Raw genomic sequence first — 25,227 nt, 5'->3', positions numbered from 1 at the left:
CCGGTGCGCTCCTAGATGCGGACCTGGACGGCGCGTGCCAGCCGGTCGTGCAGGCCGCGGCCGTCCCGGTCCCAGATCAGCGCCGGGACGACCAGGGCCAGCAGCAGCGTGCGCAGGAGCACCCGGCCGACGCCGAGGCGGCCGCCGTTCTCCGAGATCACCCGGAGGCCAAGGATCCGCTTGCCGGGGGTGAAGCCGACGGTGCCGATCGTCAGGACGCTCAGGGTCAGGAAGAGCCAGAGGGTCCAGTTGCCCGCCGCGGCCACGTCGCCGCCCGTGATCAGCCCGTACGCAATGAGCTGGCAGCCGATCCAGTCGATGGCGACGGCGCCGAGCCGGCGCCCGAAACGCGCCACCGAGCCGGGCCCCTGCTGGGGCAGGCCGAGCCGCTGACCCGGATAGCCGAAGTCGACGCCCATCTCCTCGGCGGCCGCGCGGGGGCCGGAGAGCCAGGATCCGATTGCCTGTCTGTTGTCCACCCGACCACGGTACCGGTGGCGCCTCACGGCACTCCGGCGGGACCCTGGTTAACTTGTGCGAAACAAATGGGTCATGCTTGAGAAATCCCTTGTGCTTATGGTCGGGTCAGCGTGCGGCACCGCACTGACGCACCACGAGCTATAAAGCCCGCCCTGCCCCGGGGCCGGGAGTAGGAGGAGTTGGATGTTCCAGAACGCCGACGAAGTGAAGCAGTACATCGAGGAGAACGACGTCAAGTTCGTCGACGTCCGCTTCTGCGACCTGCCTGGTGTGATGCAGCACTTCACCATCCCGGCTCGGGCATTCGACCCGGCGGAGGAGCTCGCCTTCGACGGCTCCTCGATCCGCGGCTTCCAGGCGATCCACGAGTCGGACATGGCCCTGCGCGCCGACATCACGACCGCGCGTCTGGACCCGTTCCGCCGTGACAAGACGCTGAACATCAACTTCTTCATCCACGACCCGATCACGGGCGAGGCCTACAGCCGCGACCCGCGCAACATCGCGAAGAAGGCCGAGGCGTACCTCGCCTCCACCGGCATCGCCGACACCGCGTTCTTCGGCCCCGAGGCCGAGTTCTACGTGTTCGACAGCGTGCGCTTCGCGACCTCCGCGAACGAGGGCTTCTACCACATCGACTCCGAGGCCGGCGCGTGGAACACGGGCGCCGAGGAGAACAACCGTGGTTACAAGGTCCGCTACAAGGGTGGTTACTTCCCCGTAGCACCGGTCGACCACTTCGCCGACCTGCGCGCCGAGATCTCCCTCGAGCTCGACGCCCAGGGCCTCCAGGTCGAGCGCCAGCACCACGAGGTCGGCACCGGCGGCCAGGCCGAGATCAACTACAAGTTCAACACGCTGCTGGCCGCGGCCGACGACCTGATGCTCTTCAAGTACATCGTGAAGAACGTCGCCTGGCGCAACGGCAAGACCGCGACCTTCATGCCGAAGCCGATCTTCGGTGACAACGGCTCGGGCATGCACGTGCACCAGTCGCTGTGGGCCAACGGCGACCCGCTGTTCTACGACGAGGCCGGCTACGCGGGCCTGTCCGACACCGCCCGCTACTACATCGGCGGCATCCTCAAGCACGCCCCGTCGCTGCTGGCGTTCACCAACCCGACGGTGAACTCCTACCACCGCCTGGTGCCGGGCTTCGAGGCGCCGGTCAACATGGTGTACTCGCAGCGCAACCGCTCCGCCGCCATGCGCATCCCGATCACGGGCTCGAACCCGAAGGCCAAGCGCGTCGAGTTCCGCGCGCCGGACCCGTCCTCGAACCCGTACCTCGCCTTCTCGGCGCTGCTCCTCGCGGGCCTCGACGGCATCAAGAACAAGATCGAGCCGATGGAGCCGATCGACAAGGACCTCTACGAGCTCTCGCCCGACGAGCACGCGAGCGTCCCGCAGGTCCCGACCAGCCTCGAGGACGTCCTCAAGGCCCTGGAGGAGGACCACGAGTACCTCCTGGCCGGCGGTGTCTTCACCCCCGACCTCATCGAGACCTGGATCGACTACAAGCGCACGCACGAGATCGCCCCGATCGCGCAGCGCCCGCACCCGCACGAGTTCGAGCTGTACTTCGACCTGTAGGTCGCGACCGCTCACGAACGAGCGTCATGCCTGATGGGAGGCCCCCCGCCACTCTCCACGGAGAGCGGCGGGGGGCCTTTCGCTTTGACAGGGGAGCGGGGGAGGGGTGAGGGTGGAATGACCTAAATGCCGTATAAGCGAGACACGTACGGAGGTGCATGAAGATGCGCCGAAGGATCGTTGCAGCATGCCTGGCGGGGGCCGCCGGGGTCACGATCGGCCTGATGCCCGTGGCCACCGCGTCGGCGAGCACCACTCCCGCGGGGGGCGGCCACTGGAGGTGCTCCGACAACCGCTGGCACGACTGGCGCTGGGACGAATGTTGCAACCGGGACTGGCGTGACCGTCCGAGCTGGTGCTGGGACGACGGCGGAGTCGGCGGCTACGGCGGACGTCACCACTGGAACAACAACTGGAACGACTCGAACTGGCGTGACTCGAACTGGAACGACTCCGGCCGCGGCGGCAACGGCGACTGGGGCCACCACGACTGGGGCAACTGGGGTGGCGGTCGCGGCGGTGACGGCGGCAACGGCGGCGACGGCGGGTGGGGCGGCGTCCGCGGTGGCGACGGCGGCAACGGCGGCGGCGGTGGTGGCGGCGGCTGGAGCGGCGGTCGTGGCGGCGACGGTGGCGACGGCGGCGGAAGCGGCTGGGGCGGCGGTCACTGAGACCGGCGCCGAGAGCGACCAGGACGCGTACGACACGTCCGGCACGTCCGACACGTACGACACGTAGGGCCTGCGGGCCCGGCCGATGCCCCTGCCGCGCTGAAATCAGCGCAGCAGGGGCATCGCGCTGGTGAGGTCGCGCAGGCAGCGGACCGCGAGTTCGGCCGGGGAGCCGGTGCCCGAGACGGGCGCGTCCGTGGTCGACCACATCTCCAGCGCGACGCGGATCGCGTCCGTGGCCGCCGCGGCGAGCAGCCGGACCTCCAGCGGATCGGCCTCCGGTCCGGCCAGCCGGGCGATCACCGGGACCAGATGTTCCTCGGAGTCCTGGTTCACGCGGTACCAGACCGCCCGCAGGGCCTGGTCGCCCGCCGCCGCGCGCAGCAGGCCGCGGGTCACCTCCAGGCCCTCCCCGACCGCCTGGAGGTCGCTCAGGGACCGGGTGACGGCGCGTTCCAGCGCCTCGGCGAGGGGAGTGCCGGGGGTCTCCTCGGCCAGCAGCGCGCGCCAGGCGTCACCACCGCCCGCGAGCAGCGGTGCCACCGCCTCCTGCTTGTTGCGGAAGTAGCGGTAGAAGGTGCGCAGCGCCACCCCCGCGCGGTGGGCGATGTCCTCGGCGGTGGTGCCGTCGGGGCCGTGTTCGGCGAACAGTTCGCAGGCGGCCCGGGCGATGTCGAGCTGGGTGGCGGCCTTGCGGCGCTCGGTCAGCGACGGGGCTCCGGGGCCGGCCTGCGGAGAGTACGGACGAGGGGATCTCACGGGGTGAAGCGTAGCCTCCCGCCGCCCAGGTTCATGACATTCCATGACAGGATGGCAAAACGTGCCACCGCTTCGGTACGCTCGCGCCATGAACCGTTACGAAGGACGTCGCGTCCTCATCACCGGCGGCGGCTCCGGCATCGGCCGCGCCACCGTCCACCGCATCCTCGCCGAGGGCGGCCAGGTCCACGCCGTGGACGTCAGCGAGGCCGGCCTCAAGGTCACCGCGGACCGCGCGGCCGCCGAGGGCCACCAGGACCGGCTCACCACCGCCGTCCTCGACATATCCGACGAGAACGCCGTCAAGGAGGGCGTGGCCGCCGCGACCCTCGCCCTCGGCGGGATGGACGTGCTCGTCAACGCCGCGGGCATCCTGCGCTCCGCGCACACCCACCGGACCACCCTCGACCTGTGGAACCAGGTCATCGGGGTCAACCTGACCGGCACCTTCCTGATGATCCGCGAGTCGCTGCCGGCCCTGCTGGCGGGCGACCGCCCGGCCGTCGTGAACTTCAGCTCCACCGCGGCGTCCTTCGCGCACCCCTACATGTCCGCCTACGCGGCCAGCAAGGGCGGCATCCAGTCCATGACCCACGCGCTGGCCGCCGAGTACAGCAAGCAGGGCCTGCGCTTCACCTGCGTCGCGCCCGGCTCCATCGAGTCCGGCATGACCACCGGCAACGGCCCCGGCCTGCCCGAGGACACCGACTGGAGCCTGTTCGCCAAGCTCGCCCCGGCCCTCGGCCAGGGCTTCGCCGGCCCCGAGACCGTGGCCGGTGTCGTCGCGATGCTCGGTTGCGAGGACGGCGCCTTCATCACCGGCACGGAGATCCGCATCGACGGCGGCACCCACTACTGATCAGGCGCGGAACCGGTCCCACAGCCGGGGGAAGCGCTCCGCGAGCGCGGCTTCGTTCTCGAAGTCCAGCGGGGTGCCCTCCGGCTCCGCCGCCTGCAGCGGGATACCCAGGTCCGGTGCCACCGCCCCGGTCAGCTGCTCGTACGCCTCGTCGGCCGCGTACCCCAGCTCCTCGCCGTCCCCGTCGATCTCCTCGTCGAACTCGCCCAGGAGCTCCGCGAGATGGTCCGGATCGTGCACCCCGCCCTCGAAGACCTCCCGCCCCTGCCCGATCAGCCAGCAGCGGAAGTAGTCGAAGGCGTCGTCGCTCGCCCCGTCGAGCAGCACGTAGGCCGCGCCCCACAGGTCCCAGGTGTACGCCCGGTTGTAACGGGACTCGAAGTGCCGGGCGAAGTCGAGGACTGAATCCGGGTCGAGCTGGGCCAGCCGCTCCACGAGCAGCTCGGCGTGTTCCTCGGGGTCGCCGTCGGCGGCCTCGCGGGTACGGTCCACGATCTCCCAGAACTCCGTCTCGTCCATCACCGCTCCAGCATCACGGGTGCGCCCCCGCGCCGCCACCGCTCATACGGCGAAAGGCCGGTGTCCGACCCCCGCGGGGGTCGGACACCGGCCTTCCGGCTGTCGGTCGGGCCTCAGAGGCCGTAGCGCTCCCGGGCCTCCTTGACGGCGGACGCCGGCACCTCGCCGCGGCGGGCGAGCTGGGCCAGCGCGGCCACCACGATCGACTGCGCGTCGACACCGAAGTGGCGGCGGGCGCCCTCACGGGTGTCGGACAGACCGAAGCCGTCCGTGCCCAGCGAGGTGTAGTCCTGCTCCACCCACTGGCTGATCTGGTCCGGGACCTGACGCATCCAGTCGGAGACGGCGAGGACCGGGCCCTGGGCGCCTTCCAGCGCGCGGGTGACGTACGGGGTGCGCACCTCGCCGCGCAGCAGCGCCTCGTCGCACTCCAGCGCGTCGCGGCGCAGCTCGCCCCAGGAGGTGGCGGACCAGACGTCGGCCGACACGTTCCAGTCGGCGGCGAGCAGCTTCTGCGCCTCCAGGATCCAGTGGATCGCCGTACCCGAGGCCATCAGCTGGACCTTCGGGGCGTCGGCGGCCGGGGCCGCCTCCGCCAGGTCGGCCGCCGTGTTGAAGCGGTACAGGCCCTTGAGGATGCCTTCTTCCACGCCCTCCGGCATGGCCGGCTGGACCTTCGGCTCGTTGTAGACCGTCAGGTAGTAGAAGACGTCCTCCGGCTTCTCGCCGTACATCCGGCGCAGACCGTCCTTGACGATCACCGCGATCTCGTACGCGAAGGCCGGGTCGTAGTTCAGCGACGCCGGGTTCGTGGACGCGATCAGGTGCGAGTGGCCGTCCGCGTGCTGGAGGCCCTCACCGGTGAGCGTGGTGCGGCCGGCGGTGGCGCCGACGATGAAGCCCTTGCCGAGCTGGTCGGCGAGCTGCCACATCTGGTCGGCGGTGCGCTGCCAGCCGAACATCGAGTAGAAGATGTAGAAGGGGATCATCGGCTCGCCGTGCGTCGCGTACGACGTGCAGGCGGCGATGAAGTCGGCCATGGCGCCGGCCTCGGTGATCCCCTCGTTGAGGATCTGGCCGTCCTTGGCTTCCTTGTAGTACATGAGCTGGTCGCGGTCGACCGGCTCGTACGTCTGACCCAGCGGCGAGTAGATGCCGGCCGACGGGAAGAGGGACTCCATGCCGAAGGTGCGGGCCTCGTCGGGGACGATCGGCACCCAGCGCTTGCCGGTCTCCTTGTCCCGCATCAGGTCCTTGACGAGACGGACGAAGGCCATGGTGGTGGCCATCTCCTGCTTGCCGGAACCCTTGAGCAGCGGGGCGAAGGAACGGTCGGCCGGAGCCGGCAGGGCGACGTGCTTGACCTTGCGGGCCGGGGCCGGGCCGCCGAGCGCCGCCCGACGCTCGTTCAGGTACCGCACCTCGGGGCTGTTCGCGCCCGGGTGGCCGTACGGGACGACGCCGTCGGCGAAGGCGCTGTCCGGGATCGGGAGGCCAAGGAGGTCACGCATGTCCTTGAACTCGTCGATCGTCAGCTTCTTCATCTGGTGGTTCGCGTTCTTCGACTCGAACCCGGCACCCAGCGTGTAGCCCTTGACGGTCTGCGCCAGGATGACCGTCGGCGCGCCCTTGTGTTCCAGGGCGGCCTTGTACGCGGCGTAGACCTTGCGGGGCTCGTGGCCGCCGCGGGAGCTGTGGAAGCACTCGGCGATCTTCGCGTCGGAGAGCACACCGGCCAGCTGCACGAGCTCGGCGTTGGCGCCGAAGAAGTGCTGGCGGATGTAGGCCACGTCGCGGGTCGCGTACGTCTGGAACTGCGCGTCCGGTACCTCGCGCAGGCGGCGTACCAGGGCGCCCGTGGTGTCGAGCTGGAACAGCTCGTCCCAGGCGGAGCCCCACAGCGACTTGATGACGTTCCAGCCGGCGCCGCGGAACTGGGCCTCCAGCTCCTGGACCACGCGGAAGTTGGCGCGGACCGGACCGTCGAGGCGCTGCAGGTTGCAGTTGATGACGAAAGTCAGGTTGTCGAGCTGCTCGCGGGAGGCGAGGGCCAGGGCGGCGGTCGACTCGGGCTCGTCCATCTCGCCGTCGCCCAGGAAGGCCCAGACGTGCGAGTTCGCGGTGTCCTTGATGCTGCGGTTCTGCAGGTAGCGGTTGAAGCGCGCCTGGTAGATCGCGGACAGCGGGCCGAGGCCCATGGACACCGTCGGGAACTCCCACAGCCACGGCAGGCGCCGCGGGTGCGGGTAGGACGGCAGGCCGTTGCCGCCGGACTCCTGGCGGAAGTTGTCGAGCTGCTGCTCGGAGACGCGCCCGTCGAGGAAGGCGCGGGCGTAGATGCCGGGGGAGGCGTGGCCCTGGATGTAGAGCTGGTCGCCCGATCCGTCGGCCTCCTTACCGCGGAAGAAGTGCTGGAAGCCGGTCTCGTACAGCCACGCGGCGGAGGCGAAGGTGGCGATGTGGCCGCCGACGCCGTACTTGGAGCCGCGGGTCACCATGGCGGCCGCGTTCCAGCGGTTCCACGCGGTGATCCTGGCCTCCATCTCCTCGTCACCGGGGAACTCGGGCTCCGCGGCGGTGGGGATGGTGTTGACGTAGTCCGTCTCCAGCAGCTTGGGGAGCGCGAGGCCGGCGGCCTCGGCGTGCTGGAGGGTGCGACGCAGCAGGTATTCGGCCCGGCGCGTACCGGCGGCCTTGGCGACGGCGTCGAGGGAGGCCGCCCACTCGGCGGTCTCCTCGGTGTCGCGGTCCGGGAGCTGGTCGAGCTCGCTCGGAAGCTTTCCTACGGGGTCGGACATCGCTGTGCGCCGCCTTCCGGGTAATGGAGAGGTGGTGAAAAAATCCCTGACGGGCAGGACAGGGTCGGTGGACCTGGTTGAGGTCCGCGACGACTGTAAATCGCTGATCGATGATCGATCAAATAAAAGTGACAAAGAAACGTCCATCTGACGAAAGTCGGCACCGCGTGCCAGGCGAAAAGGCACGCGGTGCCGGTCAAATGGGGGCAACGCGGGCGGCTCAGGCCCTCGGAGCGCACCCCAGGACGTGCCGCTTCACGAGCACACCGATGTCCGGGTCCTGGCTGCGGAACGCCTCGACCAGGGCCTCGTGCTCCTCGGCGTAGGACTTCTGGACCGTTCCCAGCCACCGGATCGACAGGGCCGTGAACACCTCGATGCCCAGGCTCTCCCAGGTGTGCAGCAGCACGCTGTTCCCGGCCGCCCGCACCATCTCCCGGTGGAAGCCCACCGTGTGCCGCACCTGCGCGGTGCCGTCCTCGGTGCGGTCGGCCTCCCACAGGGCCGCCACGTGCGGCTCCAGGGCCGTGCAGTCGGCCGCCAGCCGCGGCGCGGCCAGCTCGGCCGCGATCTGCTCCAGGCCGGCCCGGACCGGGTAGATCTCCTCCAGGTCGGCCGCAGAGAGGTTCCGTACGCGCACGCCCTTGTTCGGCGCCGACTCGATCAGCCGCAGGGTCTCCAGCTCGCGCAGGGCCTCCCGTACGGGGGTCTGGCTGACCTCCAGCTCCACGGCGATCCGGCGCTCGACGATCCGCTCACCGGGCTTCCAGCGCCCGCTGACGATCCCCTCCACGATGTGCTCGCGGATCTGCTCGCGCAGCGAGTGCACGACGGGTGGGGTGATCATCGGGGTTCATCTCCTGTGGGGACACGCGGCGCTCTGATGCGTAGACAATACGGCGCAGTGGCCCGGCGCGAAGCGTTCCCGGTCAGGGACTCAGGGTGAGGCTGGTTACAAGGGCCGGTCACACCGCCACGAGGCTCTGGATGAGGGTGCTCAGGGCCGCCGCGTGCGCGGGGTGGCGCCCGATGAGGGCGGCGATCTCGGAGATGACCCGGTCCCGGTCGGCGGGCTCGGCGGCGGGCCAGACCGATGGCGTGTCCGGCTCCTCGGCCAGGATGCCGGCGAGGGCGAGGTGGACCGCGCCGGTGAACTGCTCCTGGTGGCCGAAGAGCTCCAGATGGGCGATGGCCCGCAGGAGGTGGGGGTCGGCTGCGGGGGCGTTCAAGAGCAGCTGGAGGCGGGTGTTCAGGGCGGGGAGGTCCTCGGCGTACCGGTAGGCGGCCGGGATTCCGTCCGCACGGGCGAGGGTGATCAGCGCGTGGTGCACGGCGGAACCAGCCGTACCCAAGTCGGTGCCGAGCAGTTCGAGGGCCTGGTCGTGCAGGAGCGCTGCCGCGTGGTGGGTGAGGTAGGCCTGGGATTCCTCCCAGGTGGGGAGGCCGATCCAGGCATCGAGGAGTTCCGCCGTGATGTACGGGCGGAAGGCGTTGTCCGGGCTGACCGTCGCCTCGAGCGCGATCTTCAGATGCTCCTCGGCGCTCGGGGAGGCGAGGGTGAGCTCCGCCAAGGCGGCCGCGGTCTCGGCTGATGCGAGGTCATCGGCGTGCTCGTCCCAGAAGGTGCGGGAGTCGGCCCAGGTCGGGGAATTCATCCAGTCGACGGCCGTCTTGAGGCGGGCCTCCGGTAGCGCCAACCAGAGCGGGGGTTCGGATCCTGTCGCGTCGCGCCAGAGGGCACTGACCTTGGATGCGTTCGCGGCATCGGCCTGGCTGTGGGTGCGGAGGAGATGCCGTGCACGGAAAGCGGCAAGATCCGGCTGTCCGGCTGATGCCGGGCCGTCCGCGAGGGCGATAAGCGTGCAGAGGCCGGAATCCGACTGCGGCGTGGTGATCTCCAGTGCCGCACGCTGCACGACGAGGTGGCGGACTGCCTCCGGGTGTGCGGCCAGAGCCCGCTCCGCCTCGGCGAAGGCGGCAAGGGCATCCTCCACCGTGGTTGTGCGTGTGAGGTTGTGGAGGCTCATGGCGAGGCCGGAGAGGTAGGCGGCGGGGTTTTCCCGGGTGAGGGTTCGGTAGAGGTCGGTGGCTTCGGTGATGGTGGTGAGTGCGCCTGGCCGGTCTCCGTTCTGGGCTTGGAGGTTGGCGAGGTTGTTGAGGGAGCTGGCGAGGTCGGGGAGGTAGGCGGCCTGGTTGTCCCGGACGAGCCGGCGGCGGATGGTGACGGCTTCGGCAGGCGCAGCCCCTGGCGGTCGAGCACTCCGTGGCCGGACCAGAGGACGACGGCGGGGCCGCGGACCTGCGCCGCGCTCCGGCCCGTCGCCCACTCCTTCACGGCGGCCTTGATGTCCGGTTGCCCGGGGTCCGGCAGCACGGTCGGCGTGTAGCCCCGGTCCTCCAGGAGTGCGCACAGCTCCCGCATCTGGGCGGTGGCGCCGGTCAGGGTGCGGAACTTCTTCGACAGCCGGTAGTTCTCGACCACGATGCCGAGAGCGGTCCCCGAGATCTCACCGGCGCGCTCACTCACCGGCTCCTCCCACCAGGGTCAGCGCCGTCACCGTCGTCTCCGCGTGCGCGGTCACCCGTACGGCGAGCCGGTACGCCCCGGGGGCCGGCGCCGGGAAAACCGCGCTGTACCGGCCCTCGCCGAGGGGGCGCAGCGTCCTCGACAGCGGCTCCGCTCCGTCCGCCGGGCGCAGCTCCGCCGTGAGGTGCAGCCCGTCGTGGTCGGGGATCTCCGGCGGGACGGTCACGGCGACCTCGTACGGGTCGCCGGGCTCCAACAGCGGGGGAGCGAGCACGCTCAGCGGGACCTCGCCGTCCTCCTCGTCCCGGTGGAAGGGGCGCTCGTGCCCCAGGAGGCCGCTCAGGGCGTCCCGTACGCCCCGGTTGTTCTGGAGGGAGCCGTGCTGCTCGCAGGGGGTGTGGGCCTCGTCGACCGCGTAGCCAGTGTTGTCGGCGTTGGAGGGACGCGCGGCGAGGCGGGGGACCGTGCCGTCGCCCCGCTCGTCGGAGCCGTCGATGAGCCACAGCGGGGTCAGCCCGCCGTCGGTGATCTCCGCCGTCGTCAGGGTCGGCTGCCGAATGCCGGTGATGGCGTGCAGGGGAGTGGGGTCGGGGCGGTCGGCGGACCGGCGCAGGTCCGCGTGGAAGCGGGCCGCGTCCGCCAGCAGCTCGGGGTCGACGCCGGGCAGGCCCGGCAGGTCCCGGGCGTACGCGAGGCCTCCCGGGCCCGTCACGCACGCGTAGTCGGGAGTCAGCTGGTGTAGCGACGGCAGGCTGCGCGCGAACGCGCTGAGGTCGACACCCAGCGGTCCCCAGCCCTTGCGCAGGCCGTTGACCAGATGACCGAGGGCGTCCAGGGAGCCGCGGTGCGGAGTGCCCAGGGTGATGACACGGCGGGTGACCTCGTGCCCCCCGAGGAGTTCCACGTAGTGGCGGGCCACCAGGCCACCCATGGAGTGGCAGATGAAGACCACCCGGGCCTCGCGGCGCTCGGGGGCGGAGGCCTGCCAGCGCTCCAGCTCGCGGGCGACGACCTTCTTCAGCCGTTCCGCGTTCCAGCGGCACGACAGGCGCCAGTCGTACGGGAAGGGCACGAGGTTGCCCCCGAGGGACAGGCTGAAGGACCGTTCCAGCCAGCCCAGCAGGTCCGTGTAGCCGTCGACGGGCTGCCAGATTCCCGGAATGGCGTGCACGTCGGGCATGAGACCGGTCGGGACCACGCCGTCGCCGGGGTGGTCGTCTCCGATGTCCTTCGGGAGGCGGAGGCGGTTCACCGAGCCGCCGAAGGTGCGCAGGCCCCGCCACGCGGCGCCGCCCGACAGGTCCCAGACCGGCTTGCCGTCGGCGTCCGCCAGCCGGCTCCCCATGATGCCCGGCAGTACCACTACAAGATCGTGAACCCGTGCACGTGACATGCATGCCCCCGCTGGTCGTCCCTGGACCGGCAGGGCAAGACGACGGCGCCCCCGCCCGGAGTGGTTTCCGGACAAGGGCGCCGTAGTGTGAGTGCCGTCCTGCGGCGAGAGTCTTACAGGCCGAGTTCGACCTCGAACTCGCCGGCCTCGAGGATCGCCTTGACGGCCGAGAGGTACCGGGCCGCGTCCGCGCCGTCCACCAGGCGGTGGTCGTAGGACAGGGTCAGGTACGTCATGTCGCGGATGCCGATGTTGGTGCCCTCGGCGGTCTCGATGACCACCGGGCGCTTGACCGTGGCACCGATGCCCAGGATGGCGACCTGGTTCGGGGGCACGATGACCGTGTCGAACAGCGCACCGCGCGAACCGGTGTTGCTGATGGTGAAGGTCGCGCCCGACAGCTCGTCCGGCGTGATCTTGTTGCCGCGGACCTTGGCGGCCAGGTCGGCGGTCGCCTTGGAGATGCCCGCCAGGTTGAGGTCACCGGCACCCTTGATGACCGGGGTCATCAGGCCCTTCTCGGAGTCCACGGCGATGCCGATGTTCTCCGAGTCGAAGTAGGTGATGGTGCCCTCGTCCTCGTTGATCCGGGCGTTGACGACCGCGTGGGCCTTCAGTGCCTGGGCCGCGGCCTTGACGAAGAACGGCATCGGCGAGAGCTTGACGCCCTCACGGGCCAGGAACGCGTCCTTGGCCTTCTCGCGCAGCTTCATGATCTTGGTGATGTCCACCTCGACCACGGAGCTGAGCTGGGCCTGCGAGTGCAGGGCCTTCATCATGTTGTCGCCGATGACCTTGCGCATGCGGGTCATCTTGACCGTCTGACCGCGCAGCTCGGACACCGCGGCGGCCGGGGCCTTCGCGGCGGGAGCGGCAGCCGGCGCCGGGGCGGCGGCAGCGGCCTTGGCGGCCTCCGCGGCGGCCAGGACGTCCTGCTTGCGGATGCGGCCACCGACACCGGTGCCCGAGACCGTGGACAGGTCGACGCCGGACTCCGAGGCGAGCTTGCGCACCAGCGGGGTCACGTACGCGCCCTCGTCACCGGCGGACGCCGGAGCGGCCGGGGCAGCGGCCGGAGCCGGGGTCACCGGAGCCGGAGCGGCCACCGGGGCGGCCGGCTGGACCGGAGCCGGGGCGGCAGCGGCCGGAGCGGCCTGGACAGGAGCCGGAGCCGCGGCGGGCGCCGGGGCGGCCGGGGCCGGAGCGGCAGCGGCCGGGGCGGCCTGCACCGGAGCCGGAGCCGGGGCGGCGGCCGGGGCGGCAGCGGCCGGGGCGGCACCGGCGGCGCCGATGACGGCCAGGACGGCGCCGACCTCGGCGGTCTCGTCCTCGCCGATCCGGATCTCCAGCAGCGTGCCGGAGACCGGCGCGGGGATCTCAGTGTCGACCTTGTCCGTGGAGACCTCGAGCAGCGGCTCGTCGGCCTCGACCGACTCGCCGACCTGCTTCAGCCAGCGGGTGACGGTGCCCTCGGTGACGGACTCGCCCAGGGCGGGGAGCACGACGTCGGTGCCCTCGGCCGAACCGCCACCGGCGGCCGCGTCGGCGGTCGGCGCCGGGGTCTCGGCACCCGCCGGGACCTCGGTGGACGGGGCGGCCTGCGGGGCCTCGGCGGCCGGGGCCTCGGCAGCGGCCGGAGCCGCGGCGGCGGCCGGCTCGGCGGCCGGAGCCGCGGTGCCGGAACCGTCGTCGATGACGGCCAGCTCGGCGCCGACCTCGACGGTCTCGTCCTCGGCGACCTTGATGGAGGCCAGGATGCCGGAGACGGGCGACGGGATCTCGGTGTCGACCTTGTCGGTCGACACCTCGAGCAGCGGCTCGTCGGCCTCGACGCGCTCGCCCTCGGCCTTCAGCCAGCGGGTGACAGTGCCCTCGGTGACGCTCTCACCGAGCGCCGGAAGGGTTACGGAAACCGACATGGTTTCAGTTGCTCCTAACGAAAGTGCGGAAGTGGTCGTCGCGCCCGTGACGATTAGTCGTGGGAGTGAAGCGGCTTGCCGGCCAGGGCCAGGTGGGCCTCGCCGAGCGCCTCGTTCTGGGTCGGGTGCGCGTGGATGAGCTGCGCGACCTCGGCCGGCAGAGCCTCCCAGTTGTAGATCAGCTGGGCCTCGCCGACCTGCTCGCCCATCCGGTCACCGACCATGTGGACGCCGACCACGGCACCGTCCTTGACCTGGACGAGCTTGATCTCGCCCGCGGTCTTCAGGATCTTGCTCTTGCCGTTGCCCGCCAGGTTGTACTTCAGGGCCACGACCTTGTCCGCACCGTAGATCTCCTTGGCCTTGGCCTCGGTGATGCCGACGGAAGCGACCTCGGGGTGGCAGTAGGTGACGCGCGGGACGCCGTCGTAGTCGATCGGGACGGTCTTCAGACCGGCCAGACGCTCCGCCACCAGGATGCCCTCGGCGAAGCCGACGTGCGCGAGCTGCAGGGTCGGGACGAGGTCACCGACGGCCGAGATGGTCGGCACGTTGGTCTGCATGTACTCGTCGACCAGGACGTAGCCGCGGTCCATCGCGACGCCCTGCTCCTCGTAGCCCAGACCCTGCGAGACCGGACCGCGGCCGACCGCGACCAGGAGCACCTCGGCCTCGAAGGTCTTGCCGTCGGCCAGCGTCACGCGGACGCCGTTCTCCGTGTACTCGGCCTTGTCGAAGAAGGTGCCGAGGTTGAACTTGATGCCGCGCTTGCGGAACGCGCGCTCCAGCAGCTTCGAGCTGTTCTCGTCCTCGACCGGCACGAGGTGCTTGAGGCCCTCGATGACGGTGATGTCGGAGCCGAAGGACTTCCACGCCGAGGCGAACTCGACGCCGATGACGCCGCCGCCCAGGACGATCGCGGACTCGGGCACGCGGTCCAGGACCAGCGCGTGGTCCGAGGAGATGATGCGGTTGCCGTCGATGTTCAGGCCCGGCAGCGACTTCGGCACGGAGCCGGTCGCCAGCAGGATGTGGCGGCCCTGGATGCGCCGGCCGTTCACGTCGACGGAAGTCGGGGAGGAGAGGCGGCCCTCTCCCTCGATGTAGGTCACCTTGCGGGAGGCGACCAGGCCCTGCAGGCCCTTGTACAGGCCCGAGATGACCTCGTCCTTGTACTTCTGGACCCCCGCGATGTCGATGCCCTCGAAAGTGGCCTTGACACCGAACTGGGCGGCTTCGCGAGCCTGGTCCGCGATCTCGCCCGCGTGCAGCAGAGCCTTCGTGGGGATGCAGCCGTTGTGCAGGCAGGTGCCACCGAGCTTGTTCTTCTCGATCAGGGCAACGTCCAGACCCAGCTGGGATGCGCGCAGCGCCGCGGCGTAACCGCCACTGCCACCGCCGAGGATCACTAGGTCGAAAACGGTGCTGGCGTCGTTCGCCACGTCACGTCCTCCATGCATGTGCGCCGGGCACCGGTCCTCTGTGACCGGGCGGCGGCTGGTAATCGGCCGCTTGTTTCTTCGGCCCTGTGGTGGGGGCCCTGTCCTGCCGAGAACCCATCTTCGCATTTGTCGGGGGAACGCGGGACGCCGGGCCCGCTCTGTGGACGGAGCATCTGTCCGAGGTGAGGGTTACCGATGCGTAGAAACGTACGGATCCGCGATGTTTCGCCATAAGCCGAACGCACCCCGGGCCTCGACCCGGGCCCGGGGTGCGTCACGTCTCACATCCGGGTCGTCAGCCCAGGTCGCCCGTGGCCGTGCGCTCGGCCAGCCGCACCAGGGTGCGCACGGCCGAGCCGGTGCCGCCCTTGGGGGTGTAGCCGTGCGGCGCGCCCTCGTGGAAGGCCGGGCCGGCGATGTCGAGGTGGGCCCAGGTGATGCCCTCGCCGACGAACTCCTGCAGGAACAGGCCGGCCACCAGGCCGCCGCCCATCCGGACACCCATGTTCGCGATGTCGGCGGTGGGGGAGTCCATGGTCTTGCGCAGCTCGGCGGGGAGCGGCATCGGCCAGGAGGACTCGCCGACCTCCTCGGCGATCTCGTGGATCGACGTGCGGAAGGCGTCGTCGTTCGCCATGATCCCGAAGGTGCGGTCGCCGAGGGCGAGCACCATGGCGCCGGTCAGCGTGGCGACGTCGACGATCGCGTCCGGGTTCTCCTCGGAGGCCTTGGTCAGCGCGTCACCGAGGACCAGACGGCCCTCGGCGTCCGTGTTGAGGACCTCGACGGTCTTGCCGCTGTACATGCGCAGCACGTCACCGGGCTTGGTGGCGGAGCCGGACGGCATGTTCTCGGCGAGCGCGAGCCAGCCGGTGACGTTGACCCGCAGACCCAGCTTCGCGGCCGCGACGACGGAGGCGAAGACGGCGGCGGCGCCCGCCATGTCGCACTTCATCGTCTCGTTGTGGCCGGCCGGCTTCAGGGAGATGCCGCCCGAGTCGTAGGTGATGCCCTTGCCGACGAAGGCCAGGGTCTTCTCCGCCTTGGGGTGCGTGTAGCTGAGCCTCACCAGGCGCGGCGGGTTCTCGGAGCCCTTGCCGACGCCCATGATGCCGCCGTAGCCGCCCTTGACCAGGGCCTTCTCGTCCAGCACCTGGACCTTGATGCCGTTCTCCTTCGCGGCCGCGGAGGCGACCGCGGCGAAGGCCTCGGGGGTCAGGTCGTTCGGCGGGGTGTTCACCAGGTCACGGGCGATGTTGACCTCGGTCGCGACGACCGCGGCGCGCTCGGCGGCGGCCTTGTGCTCCTTGTCGCGGGGCTTGGCGCCCAGCAGGGTCACCTCGGCGAGCGGCTGCTTCGGACCGGAGTCCTTGCCGTTGGCGGCCTTCTTCTCGCCGCCCTGGTACGCGGTGAACGCGTACGCGCCCAGCAGCGCGCCCTCGGCGACGGCGGTGACGGCCGAGGCGTCCTCCAGTGGGAGGGCGAAACCGGCCTTCTTGGTGCCGTGCAGCGCGCGGGCGGCGGCGCCGGCGGCGCGGCGCAGCACCTCCTCGTCGAACGACTCGTCCTTCTCCGGGACGGAGCCGAGCCCCACCGCCAGCACGACCGGGACCTTCAGGCCTGCCGGAGCCGGCAGCTTGGTGGTCTCGCCTTCGGCGCCCGAGGCGCCGAGCGCCTCGAGGACGCCGGCGAGCTTACCGTCGTACGCCTTGTCCACGGCCTCGGCGCCCGCGGCGACCATCGGGCCCTTGGGGCCCTTCGCGACGCCGACGACGAGGGCGTCGGCGCGGAGCGTCGCCGCGCCGGCAGTGCTGAGAGTCAGAGCAGTCACGGTGGTGAAGTCTCGCTTCCGTTTGTGTGTGTGGGCCGAGTGGGTGGACGGCCATCCGTAGCGATCGTATTCGGGCCCGACGGCCGCCAGAAATGAGCCTACGCGCACGGGCTCGCCCGCACGCCACTCGAAGGTTTGGCAAGTTGTTCGATCAAGAGGCTGTCAGGTTCACCCATCCGTGGACTCTGCTCCAGGTTTGCCTCGTAGACCTGACGAGGTCCGAAAGACTCGGTCCACTCTCGCAAGGGGACGCGGGGTTCCTTTGCATGATTTCCACAGAGCCTCCCCGGCCCGGCCGTCCGCCATGGGCCGTGTCGAGGGATGCCTGCGGGGGGAAAGGCCGAAATGGTCAACAAGAACCGGATGAACAGGCTTGCCGCCGTCATGGCCGCAGCAGCCCTGGTGTCCGTGGCGGTACCCGCCGCGTCCGCCCAGGCGGCCGAGGCACCGCGGATCGACCTGAAGGTGCTGGTCGTCGACGACGGCGGCAGCTCCGTCCAGGCGGTCACCGCGGAACTCCGGGACACCGGAGTCCCGTACACCCGCGTCGAGCTGGGCAGCGCGAGCCGCCCGGTCATCAACGCGGCGTTCCTCAGCGACACCCTCGACGGCCGGCCGCGCGCCAAGTACCAGGGCGTCGTCCTGCCGAACGAGAACCCCTTCGGCGAGGGCTCGGCCGAGATGGCCGCGCTCGCCGCGTACGAGACGACGTACGGGATCCGCCAAGTCGACGCCTACACCTGGGCCCACCCGGGCGTCGGGCTGGAGTACACCGACAACGGCGGCTACAGCGGCCAGCTCGACGGCACCCAGGCCGCGGTCACCCCGGCCGGCAAGGCGGGGCCCTTCGCCTACCTCGGCGGACAGGTCACCTTCGAGGACAACTCCGCCCTCGTGCCCGAGAGCTTCGGGTTCATGGGCAAGCCGCGCCCCGGCTACACCAGCTACCTCGACGCCCCCGTCGGCTCCGGCCGGGCCTCGCTCGTCGGCGAGTACGCCCACGACGGGCGCAACGAACTGGTCGTCACCTTCGGCTACAACCAGTACCAGCAGCAGTTCCGGCTGCTCGCCCGCGGCATCGTCGACTGGCTCACCCAGGGGGTCCACCTCGGCCAGAGCCGCAACTACTTCGCGGTCCACGTCGACGACGTCTTCGCCCCCGACGCCCGCTGGAACAAGGACCTGAACTGCACGCCGGGCGACTACGCCTGCGCGGGCGGCGAGGGCAAGGAGAGCACCATCCGCATGACCGCCGCCGACGCCGTGTACGCGGCGCAGTGGCAGACGTCGAAGAACTTCAAGCTCGACATGCTCTTCAACGGCGGCGCCGGCGAGGAGTGGAAGGCCCAGAACGGCGGGGTCGACGCCCTGACCGCCCAGCTCGTCGCCGACCGCGCCAAGTACCGCTGGATGAACCACACCTACACCCACCCGTTCCTCGGCTGCGTCCAGAACACCGCCGTCGTCCCCTGGACCTGCACGAAGAACGCCCAGGGCGCCGTCCAGTACATGAGCCGCGCCGACATCGCCGCCCAGATCCGCGACAACAACGACTGGGCCGCCTCCAAGGGCATCACCACCGACCGGACCGAGCTCGTCACCGGCGAGCACTCCGGCCTCAAGACCGCCCCGCAGCAGCCCGTGGACAACCCCAACCTGGCCGGCGCCCTCGCCGACACCGGGGTCAAGTGGGCCGGCAGCGACAACTCCCGCGAGCCCACCCAGCGGACGGTCGGCGCGGCCCTCACCGTCCCCCGGCACCCGATGAACGTGTACTACAACACGGGCACCAACGCCGAGATGGCCGACGAGTACAACTGGATCTACACCAGCCGCGCCGCCGGCGGCAGCGGCGCCTGCGAGGACAACCCGGGGACCTCCACCTGTCTCCCGGCCGCGCTCGACGTCAACACCGGCTACCTCCAGTACATCGTCCCGCAGGAGGCCCGGACCGCCCTGCGCCACGTACTGGCCAACGACCCCCGCCCGCACTACGTCCACCAGGCCAACCTGGCCGAGGACCGGACCCTCTACCCCGTGCTCAACCAGGTCCTCGACACCTACCGCACCCTCTACGCGCCCAGCGCGCCGATCGTCAACCAGACCATGAAGGACACCGGCGTCGAGCTCCAGCGCCGCGCCGCCTGGGACAAGGCGCTCGCGGACGGCAAGGTCACCGCGTACCGCATCGGCACCACCGTCACCGTGAAGGCGCCCTCCGGAGTCGTCGCCCCGGTCACCGCCCCCACCGGGACGAAGAAGCAGATGCTGCTCGGCACCAGCGACTTCGGCACCGCGTACGCCGGCACCCGCTCCACCTGGACCGCTCCGGAACTGCTCCAGAGCGCCGTCACGCTCAAGCTGCCCAGCTGACCTTCCCGCACGTCCACGTCGGCGGCTGACCGTCCGTCACGCTCACGCCGCCCGGCCGACCGTCCGTCACGCAAGCCATCACGAGCAACACCCAGCGCCGGCGCTCCGCACACCCACGGGCGCCGGCCCCTTTTCCGTCCTGGGGGGACACACCGTATGAGTCATGGGCGTCACGTCACCATGCTCACCGAAGGCACCTACCCGCACGTCCACGGGGGCGTCAGCACCTGGTGCGACCAACTGGTACGCGGTATGCCGGAGGTCGACTTCAACGTCATAGCCCTGACCGGCTCCGGACGAGAGCCGGTCACCTGGGAACTGCCGCGCAACGTCTACCGGCACACCGCCGTCCCGCTCTGGGGCCCTCCCCCCGGACGCGGCCGCCGTTCGAACCTGCGCGGGAAGGCCCACCGCCGCTTCACCGAGGTCTACGAGGCCTTCCTGCTCTCCCTGCTCGACCCCGCGGCAGACCCCGCCCGGCACGGGTTCTCCGCCGCACTGCGCGAACTGGCCGTCCTCGCCCGGGCCGGAAAACTCGCCCCGGCCCTGCGCTCCGAATCGGTTCTGCGGCTGCTGATGACCGTATGGACCCGCCCCGGCCTCACCACCGCCGCGGCCGCGCCCACCATCCACGACGCGCTCACCGCCACCGACCTGCTGGAACACGCGCTGCGCCCGCTCGGCGTACGGATCCCGCCCGACAGCGTCGCCCACGCCGTCAGCAGCGGCCTCGCCACCCTCCCGGCCCTCGCCGCCAAACACCTCGACGGGGTCCCCTTCCTGCTCACCGAGCACGGCATCTACCTGCGCGAGCGCTACCTCGGCTACCGCAGCGCCGGCCAGCGCTGGCCCGTCAAGGCGCTCATGCTCGGCTTCTACCGCGAGCTCAACACCGAGGGCTACCGGCAGGCCGACCTGATCACCCCGTGCAACCAGTACAACCGCCGCTGGGAGGAACGCGGAGGCGCCGACTCCGAACGCATCCGCACGGTCTACAACGGCGTCGACCCGCACGCCTTCCCCGAGGCCGGCCCCGAACCGGACGTGCCCACCCTCAGCTGGTGCGGCCGCATCGACCCGATCAAGGACCTCGAAACCCTCATCCGGGCCTACGCCTTCATGCGCGAGGAGCTGCCCGCCCTGCGGCTGCGCCTCTTCGGACCGGTCCCGGCCGGCTGCGAGGCGTACCGGCTCCGCCTGGAGGAACTCGCCGCCGAACTCGGGGTGAGCGACGGGATCACGTACGAGGGCCGCATCGAGCAGGTCGCCCGGGCCTACGCGGCAGGCCACGTCGTGATGCTCTCCAGCATCAGCGAGGGCTTCCCCTTCAGCATCATCGAAGCCATGTCCTGCGGCCGCACCACCGTCTCCACCGACGTCGGCGGGGTCCGCGAGGCCGTCGGCGACACCGGCCTGGTCGTCCCGCCGCGCGAGCCCGAGACGATGGCCCGCGCCACCCTCGCCCTGCTCCGCGACGACGAACGCCGTGCCGAGCTCGGCCGGCTCGCCCGCAAGCGGGTGGTGGAGAAGTTCACCCTCCACCAGTCCGTCGACGGCTTCCGGCACATCTACCGGGAACTCGCCGGCCAGCCCGTGCTGCCCGTCCACGCCGGCGACAGCTGGACCCAGCGGCTCGCCGATCCCTGGTACCGCGAACTCGCCGCGCTGGGCCGCCCCCGGACCGAGACCACCGAAGGGGGCCCGTGGTGAGCGGATCCCTCTGGCTCAAGCCGCCCGGCGCGGGCAACGGCACCGACACGCTCCCGGCCATCCCGCGGCCCCGCCGCGACGGCCCCGGCCCGGCCGCCGACCCGATGGACGAACTCGCCGAACGCCTCGACGGGTTCATCTCGGCCGCCGTCCACCCCGACGAGATCGCCGCCATCCTCGAATCCGACGGCATGACGGACGAGTACATCCGGCTCACCTACGGCCGGCACGACTCCTTCGGCCTCGCCGAGGAGCTCTACGCCCGGGTCCCGCGCTCCTTCCCGGACCCGGGCGCCGCCCCCGACCCCTGGAAGGTCTCCCTCACCGCCTGCCTGCTGCGCGGGGTGATCTTCGCCCTGCCCGGCCTGGCCTACCTCCTCGGCGCACCCCTCCTCGAAGGCCCCCAGGACCGGCTCGGCCTGCCCGCGGGAACGCTCACCCTGCTCGCCGGGGCGCTCATCGGCTGGGTCTGGGACCAGACCCTGTCCCACCGGGCCTACTCCTGGCTCGGCATGGGCGACAGGGCCGCCGCCGGGCGGACCCTGCTCGTCGGCGCCCCCGCCGGATCCCTGCTGGGCACCGCCGCCGCGCTGGCCGTGCCCGGCGGGCCGCCCTTCTCCTACGCCTTCGCCGCCGGACAGGCCCTCTACGTCGGGGCCGCCACCGTCCTGCTGGTCCTCGGCCGGGAGCGGGTGCTGCTCGCCGCACTCGGCCCGATGGCCGTGGGGGCGCTGCTCGCGCTCTTCGTCGACCTGCCCGTGCCGGTACGGGTGACCCTGCTCGCGGTGTCCCTCGCGGCCGCCTGCACCCTGGCCGTACGGGAACTCCCGCTGGCCGACGGGGCGCGCGCCGCCGTGGTCCGGATCCGCGGCTGGGCGGCACGCCGGCCCGGCAAGGGCCCCGTGCGCTGGCGGATGCTGCGCGGCGCCGAGGAGGAGCTCGCGGCCCGCGGGCCCCGCCTCGGGGACTCCGTGCCGTACGGGGTCTTCGGCCTCGGCACCGGCCTGCTCGTGCTGTACGCCGCCCTCGGCGAGGTGCTCGCCGGCGGTCCCGCCGAAGCGGTCGCCGCGCCCTCGGCGGTGGCCCTCACCCTCAGCATGGGTCCCGCCGAATGGCTGCTCCATCGGTTCCGCAGCGGCAGCCTCTCCGGGCTCCAGGGAGCCCGCTCACCCGGTGCGTTCCGGCAGCGGATGCTCGTCACCCTGGCCCGGTGCCTCGCCGTCTACCTGGCGGTGCTGCTGCTCCTGGGCCTGACCGGCACCCTCCTGTGGCCCGGCGCCCCCGGCCTCACCGGAGTCCGGGTCGCCACCCTGCTGCTGCTCGGCGCGGTGATGTGGACCGGGCTGCTCCTGCAGTCCTTCGGAGCGGTCCGGCCGGCCGCCGCCGTCTGCGCCTCGGCCGCCGTCGCCCAGAGCCTGGCCCTGCTGACCGGGCTGGGCCAGCCCCGCGCGGTCCAGCTGGTGGTGGCGGGCACCGCCGCCGCCGTCCTGGCCGCCCTGGTCTGCCTGCTCCTCGGCCGCGCCACCGCCCACCGATGATGTACGAGACGTACGAGACGCAGGAGAAGAAGGACCCCATGCTGCTGGTGCCCCTCTACGAGCACCCCGCCGACCGGCCCGAGGCCTGGGAGCGGCTGATCCGCTGCGCCGGCCGCCTGCACTCGGTGGTGCTCAACCCCGACAACGGGCCGGGCGCCGCCCCCGACGAACGGTTCGCCGTCGTCGCCGAGCGGCTGCGCGAGGCCGGCGTACCCGTCCTCGGATACGCCGACACCGACTACGGACGGCGCCCGCACGCCGCGGTGGTGCAGGACCTGCTGCGCCACCGCGACTGGTACGCGACCGACGGGGCCTTCCTCGACCAGGCCTGCGCCGACCCGGAACTCCTCCCGCACTACGGGCGGCTCGCGGTCGCGGCGCGCGCCGCGGGCGCCCGCACCCTCGTCCTCAACCACGGGGTCCACCCGCACCCCGGCTACGCCGAACTCGCGGACCTGCTCGTCACCTTCGAGGGGCCCTGGGACGCCTACCGGGACGCGGCCGTACCGCCCTGGACCGCGGACCATCCCGCCCAGCGGTTCTGCCACCTCGTGTACGCGGTCCCGCCGGGCGCGCCGGCCGCCGAACTCGCCGAGGAACGACGGGCCGGCGTGCACTGCGCGGTCCCCGGGACCGGCGCACACCCGTGGGGGACCCTCCCGTACGCCCTGGAGGCGGCGGGATGAAACGGCTCCGACTCCTGCTGCTCCTGCCGTTGCTCCTGCTCGCCGCCTGTACCGGGGGCTCACCGGACGACGGCGAGGACGACGCGCCGCACCTGTGGCCCGAGCAGGCACCGGGGGAGATCTGGCGGCCCCCGCCGGGCGTCGGCTGGCAGTGGCAGCTCACCGGGAAGCTCGACACCTCGGTGAAGGCGCCCGTGTACGACGTCGACGGGTTCACCACCAGCAGGGAACAGGTCGCCGAGCTGAAGAAGGCCGGGCGCAAGACCATCTGCTACCTCTCCACCGGAGCCTGGGAGGACTTCCGCCCCGACGCGGACGCCTTCCCGAAGGACCTGATCGGCCGGGGCAACGGCTGGGAGGGGGAACGCTGGCTGGACGTGCGGCGGGTGGCCGAGCTGGAACCGCTGATGGCCAAACGGTTCGACATGTGCCGGGACAAGGGCTTCGACGCGGTCGAGCCGGACAACATGGACGGCTACCGCAACACGACGGGCTTCCCGCTCACGGGCGACGACCAGCTCCGGTACAACCGGCTGATCGCGAAGCTGGCCCACGACCGGGGCCTGGCGGTCGGCCTGAAGAACGACCTGGACCAGATCCCGCAGCTCGTCGACGCGTTCGACTTCGCGGTGAACGAGCAGTGCGCGCAGTACGACGAGTGCGAGCTGCTGAAGCCGTTCATCGCGGCGGGCAAGGCCGTGTTCCACGCGGAGTACGAACTCCCGCCCGCCCGCTTCTGCGCCCGCTCGCGCGAACTGAAACTGAGCTCCCTGCAGAAACACTACGACCTCGACGCCTGGCGCCGCCCTTGCCGCTAGACGGGGAGGACGGCGTGGACGCGGTAGCCGCCACCGAAGCGGGGGCCCGCGAAGCAGGAGCCGCCGAGCGCACCGGCCCGCTCCCGCATGCCGAGCAGCCCGTGCCCACCCCCCGGCTCCTCGGCGGACGGCTCCGTGCCCCCGTCGTCCAGCACGGTCACCTCCACCGACGGCCCGACGCGGACCACGCTGACCTCGGCCCGGGCCCCGGGCCCCGCGTGTTTGCGCACGTTGGTCAGCGCCTCCTGGATCACCCGGTACGCCGCCAGGTCCACCGCCGCCGGCAGCGCCCCCGCCTCGCGGTCCAGCTGCACGATCACCTTCACCGGCAGCCCGGCGTGCCGGAAGGTGTCCACCAGCTCCTCCAGGACGCCCAGCCCGGGCGCGGGCTCCGTCGGCGCCTCCGGGTCACCGGACTGCCGCAACAGGCCGACGGTGGCGCGCAGCTCGTTCAGCGCGGAGCGACTCGCGTCCCGTACGTGGGCCAGCGCCTCCTTGGCCTGGTCGGGCCGCTTGTCCATGACGTGCGCGGCGACGCCCGCCTGCACGTTGACCAGCGCGATGTGGTGCGCCACCACGTCGTGCAGGTCGCGGGCGATGCGCAGGCGTTCCTCGGCGACCCGCCGCCGGGCCTCCTCCTCGCGGGTGCGTTCGGCCCGCTCGGCCCGCTCGCGGATCGCGTCGACGAAGGCCCGCCGGCTGCGCACGGCGTCACCGGCGGCCGCGGCCATGCCCGTCCAGGCGAAGATCCCGATGTTCTCCTGGGCGTACCAGGGCAGCGGCCCGGCGAGCATCGCCACGCCCGTCAGCCCGGCCATGGTGAGCAGCCCGACCCGCCAGGTCGTGGGCCGGTCGGTGCGGGCGGCCACCGTGTACAGGGCCATCACCGTGCACATGGCGACGGGTGCCCGCGGCTCCCCGGTGGTCAGCTCCAGCAGCGAGAGCCCGCAGGTCACGGCCAGTACGGCGCGCGGCTGCCGGCGCCGGAACACCAGGGCGGCGGCGCCGAGCAGCATCAGCAGCAGCGAGAACGGTTCGGGGGTGCGCGTCCCGAAGGTGGGCCCGTGCGGCCCGTGCGGATCGGCGAAGGAACCGACGACCATGGCCGTGAACGCCCCGAACGCCAGCACGGCGTCGGTCGCGAGCGGATGGCTCCGCATCCACTGCCGGGTGGGCGCGAACCGCCCGAGGTCTGTCGTCACCCCGATACGGTACGGCCTGCCCGGCACGGCCTAGGTCGTCTCTTTTGGATCTTGCCGGTTAAGCCCGCGTCGTCTGGTGCCGTGCATCGCAAGGCGGAGGGGCGCCCGA

Annotated in this window: 20 protein-coding genes; 8 read left to right on the top strand and 12 right to left on the bottom strand. The window is 71.5% G+C overall.

From position 1 onward, the window contains the following. Positions 1–11: 11 nt before the first annotated feature. Positions 12–479 carry an RDD family protein gene (locus ACZ6JT_RS08490; protein ID WP_469208609.1) on the bottom strand — a complete coding sequence of 156 codons (468 nt, stop codon included), beginning with the start codon at positions 477–479 and terminating at the stop codon, positions 12–14. A 184-nt stretch (positions 480–663) separates the two neighbouring features. Here ACZ6JT_RS08490 and glnA point away from each other — a divergent pair, with 184 nt between their 5' ends. Together glnA and ACZ6JT_RS08480 are read left to right on the top strand one after the other, a co-directional pair. After that, the gene (gene glnA / locus ACZ6JT_RS08485; RefSeq protein ID WP_469208607.1) at positions 664–2,073 is read left to right on the top strand and encodes a type I glutamate--ammonia ligase; all 1,410 of its coding nucleotides are present in this window, start codon (positions 664–666) and stop codon (positions 2,071–2,073) included. 224 nt (positions 2,074–2,297) lie between these two features. Continuing rightward, positions 2,298–2,744, top strand: a complete 447-nt coding sequence (locus ACZ6JT_RS08480; protein ID WP_469208605.1) for a hypothetical protein — start codon at positions 2,298–2,300, stop codon at positions 2,742–2,744. Positions 2,745–2,849: 105 nt separating this feature from the next. On the opposite strand, the gene ACZ6JT_RS08475 is transcribed toward ACZ6JT_RS08480, so the two are convergent. Further along, positions 2,850–3,503, bottom strand: a complete 654-nt coding sequence (locus ACZ6JT_RS08475; protein ID WP_469208603.1) for a TetR/AcrR family transcriptional regulator — start codon at positions 3,501–3,503, stop codon at positions 2,850–2,852. 88 nt (positions 3,504–3,591) lie between these two features. Between ACZ6JT_RS08475 and ACZ6JT_RS08470 the strand changes: the two genes are divergently transcribed. After that, the gene (locus tag ACZ6JT_RS08470) at positions 3,592–4,362 is read left to right on the top strand and encodes an SDR family NAD(P)-dependent oxidoreductase (RefSeq protein WP_469208601.1); all 771 of its coding nucleotides are present in this window, start codon (positions 3,592–3,594) and stop codon (positions 4,360–4,362) included. Here ACZ6JT_RS08470 and ACZ6JT_RS08465 read toward each other — a convergent pair whose 3' ends face one another. From ACZ6JT_RS08465 to ACZ6JT_RS08425, 9 genes are all read right to left on the bottom strand, one after another. Continuing rightward, on the bottom strand, positions 4,363–4,881 hold the full coding sequence (locus ACZ6JT_RS08465; protein WP_469208599.1) for a DUF4240 domain-containing protein: 519 nt from the start codon (positions 4,879–4,881) through the stop codon (positions 4,363–4,365). 113 nt (positions 4,882–4,994) lie between these two features. Continuing rightward, entirely contained in the window at positions 4,995–7,679 is a 2,685-nt protein-coding gene (gene aceE, locus ACZ6JT_RS08460) for a pyruvate dehydrogenase (acetyl-transferring), homodimeric type (protein ID WP_469208597.1), read from the bottom strand. 220 nt (positions 7,680–7,899) lie between these two features. Beyond that, positions 7,900–8,523 carry a GntR family transcriptional regulator gene (locus ACZ6JT_RS08455; RefSeq protein WP_469209592.1) on the bottom strand — a complete coding sequence of 208 codons (624 nt, stop codon included), beginning with the start codon at positions 8,521–8,523 and terminating at the stop codon, positions 7,900–7,902. Between the two features lie 121 nt (positions 8,524–8,644). Continuing rightward, the gene (locus ACZ6JT_RS08450; RefSeq protein WP_469208595.1) at positions 8,645–9,673 is read right to left on the bottom strand and encodes a hypothetical protein; all 1,029 of its coding nucleotides are present in this window, start codon (positions 9,671–9,673) and stop codon (positions 8,645–8,647) included. 29 nt (positions 9,674–9,702) lie between these two features. Beyond that, positions 9,703–10,161, bottom strand: a complete 459-nt coding sequence (locus ACZ6JT_RS08445; RefSeq protein WP_469209590.1) for a caspase family protein — start codon at positions 10,159–10,161, stop codon at positions 9,703–9,705. A gap of 37 nt (positions 10,162–10,198) precedes the next feature. Then, positions 10,199–11,569, bottom strand: coding sequence for an esterase/lipase family protein (locus ACZ6JT_RS08440; protein WP_469208593.1), 1,371 nt, complete (start codon positions 11,567–11,569; stop codon positions 10,199–10,201). Between the two features lie 143 nt (positions 11,570–11,712). Then, entirely contained in the window at positions 11,713–13,518 is a 1,806-nt protein-coding gene (gene sucB, locus ACZ6JT_RS08435; RefSeq protein WP_469208590.1) for a 2-oxoglutarate dehydrogenase, E2 component, dihydrolipoamide succinyltransferase, read from the bottom strand. A 53-nt stretch (positions 13,519–13,571) separates the two neighbouring features. Further along, the gene (gene lpdA / locus ACZ6JT_RS08430; protein ID WP_362813666.1) at positions 13,572–14,960 is read right to left on the bottom strand and encodes a dihydrolipoyl dehydrogenase; all 1,389 of its coding nucleotides are present in this window, start codon (positions 14,958–14,960) and stop codon (positions 13,572–13,574) included. A gap of 295 nt (positions 14,961–15,255) precedes the next feature. Then, positions 15,256–16,791 (bottom strand): leucyl aminopeptidase, encoded by a 1,536-nt coding sequence (locus ACZ6JT_RS08425; protein ID WP_469208588.1) that lies wholly within the window; start codon positions 16,789–16,791, stop codon positions 15,256–15,258. Between the two features lie 345 nt (positions 16,792–17,136). On the opposite strand from ACZ6JT_RS08425, the gene ACZ6JT_RS08420 reads away from it, so the two are divergent. From ACZ6JT_RS08420 to ACZ6JT_RS08400, 5 genes are all read left to right on the top strand, one after another. After that, a complete protein-coding gene (locus ACZ6JT_RS08420; protein WP_469208586.1) occupies positions 17,137–19,164 on the top strand; it encodes a hypothetical protein in 2,028 nt (675 codons plus the stop codon). A 156-nt stretch (positions 19,165–19,320) separates the two neighbouring features. Then, positions 19,321–20,874 carry a GT4 family glycosyltransferase PelF gene (pelF, locus tag ACZ6JT_RS08415; protein WP_469208584.1) on the top strand — a complete coding sequence of 518 codons (1,554 nt, stop codon included), beginning with the start codon at positions 19,321–19,323 and terminating at the stop codon, positions 20,872–20,874. Continuing rightward, on the top strand, positions 20,871–22,412 hold the full coding sequence (locus ACZ6JT_RS08410) for a hypothetical protein (RefSeq protein WP_469208582.1): 1,542 nt from the start codon (positions 20,871–20,873) through the stop codon (positions 22,410–22,412). Before pelF ends, ACZ6JT_RS08410 begins: the two co-directional genes overlap by 4 nt. Then, positions 22,409–23,098 carry a spherulation-specific family 4 protein gene (locus ACZ6JT_RS08405; protein WP_469208580.1) on the top strand — a complete coding sequence of 230 codons (690 nt, stop codon included), beginning with the start codon at positions 22,409–22,411 and terminating at the stop codon, positions 23,096–23,098. Before ACZ6JT_RS08410 ends, ACZ6JT_RS08405 begins: the two co-directional genes overlap by 4 nt. After that, positions 23,095–23,916 carry an endo alpha-1,4 polygalactosaminidase gene (locus ACZ6JT_RS08400; RefSeq protein WP_469208578.1) on the top strand — a complete coding sequence of 274 codons (822 nt, stop codon included), beginning with the start codon at positions 23,095–23,097 and terminating at the stop codon, positions 23,914–23,916. The genes ACZ6JT_RS08405 and ACZ6JT_RS08400 overlap by 4 nt, the downstream gene beginning before the upstream one ends. Here ACZ6JT_RS08400 and ACZ6JT_RS08395 read toward each other — a convergent pair. After that, positions 23,913–25,118, bottom strand: coding sequence for a sensor histidine kinase (locus tag ACZ6JT_RS08395; protein ID WP_469208576.1), 1,206 nt, complete (start codon positions 25,116–25,118; stop codon positions 23,913–23,915). The two genes, ACZ6JT_RS08400 and ACZ6JT_RS08395, sit on opposite strands and share 4 nt — an antisense overlap. Between the last annotated feature and the right edge of the window lie 109 nt (positions 25,119–25,227).

This window comes from Streptomyces sp. NPDC046308 (assembly GCF_055588065.1).
This window is presented reverse-complemented; position numbering and strand designations above follow the sequence as displayed.

Bases quoted from the DNA above. Each gene is read 5' to 3' on its own strand.
- ACZ6JT_RS08480 (WP_469208605.1), top strand. From the start codon at position 2,298: ATGCCCGTGGCCACCGCGTCGGCGAGCACCACTCCCGCGGGGGGCGGC.
- sucB (WP_469208590.1), bottom strand. From the start codon at position 13,518: ATGTCGGTTTCCGTAACCCTTCCGGCGCTCGGTGAGAGCGTCACCGAG.
- ACZ6JT_RS08420 (WP_469208586.1), top strand. From the start codon at position 17,137: ATGGTCAACAAGAACCGGATGAACAGGCTTGCCGCCGTCATGGCCGCA.
- ACZ6JT_RS08400 (WP_469208578.1), top strand. From the start codon at position 23,095: ATGAAACGGCTCCGACTCCTGCTGCTCCTGCCGTTGCTCCTGCTCGCC.
- glnA (WP_469208607.1), top strand. From the start codon at position 664: ATGTTCCAGAACGCCGACGAAGTGAAGCAGTACATCGAGGAGAACGAC.
- ACZ6JT_RS08470 (WP_469208601.1), top strand. From the start codon at position 3,592: ATGAACCGTTACGAAGGACGTCGCGTCCTCATCACCGGCGGCGGCTCC.
- aceE (WP_469208597.1), bottom strand. From the start codon at position 7,679: ATGTCCGACCCCGTAGGAAAGCTTCCGAGCGAGCTCGACCAGCTCCCG.
- pelF (WP_469208584.1), top strand. From the start codon at position 19,321: ATGAGTCATGGGCGTCACGTCACCATGCTCACCGAAGGCACCTACCCG.
- ACZ6JT_RS08465 (WP_469208599.1), bottom strand. From the start codon at position 4,881: ATGGACGAGACGGAGTTCTGGGAGATCGTGGACCGTACCCGCGAGGCC.
- ACZ6JT_RS08405 (WP_469208580.1), top strand. From the start codon at position 22,409: ATGATGTACGAGACGTACGAGACGCAGGAGAAGAAGGACCCCATGCTG.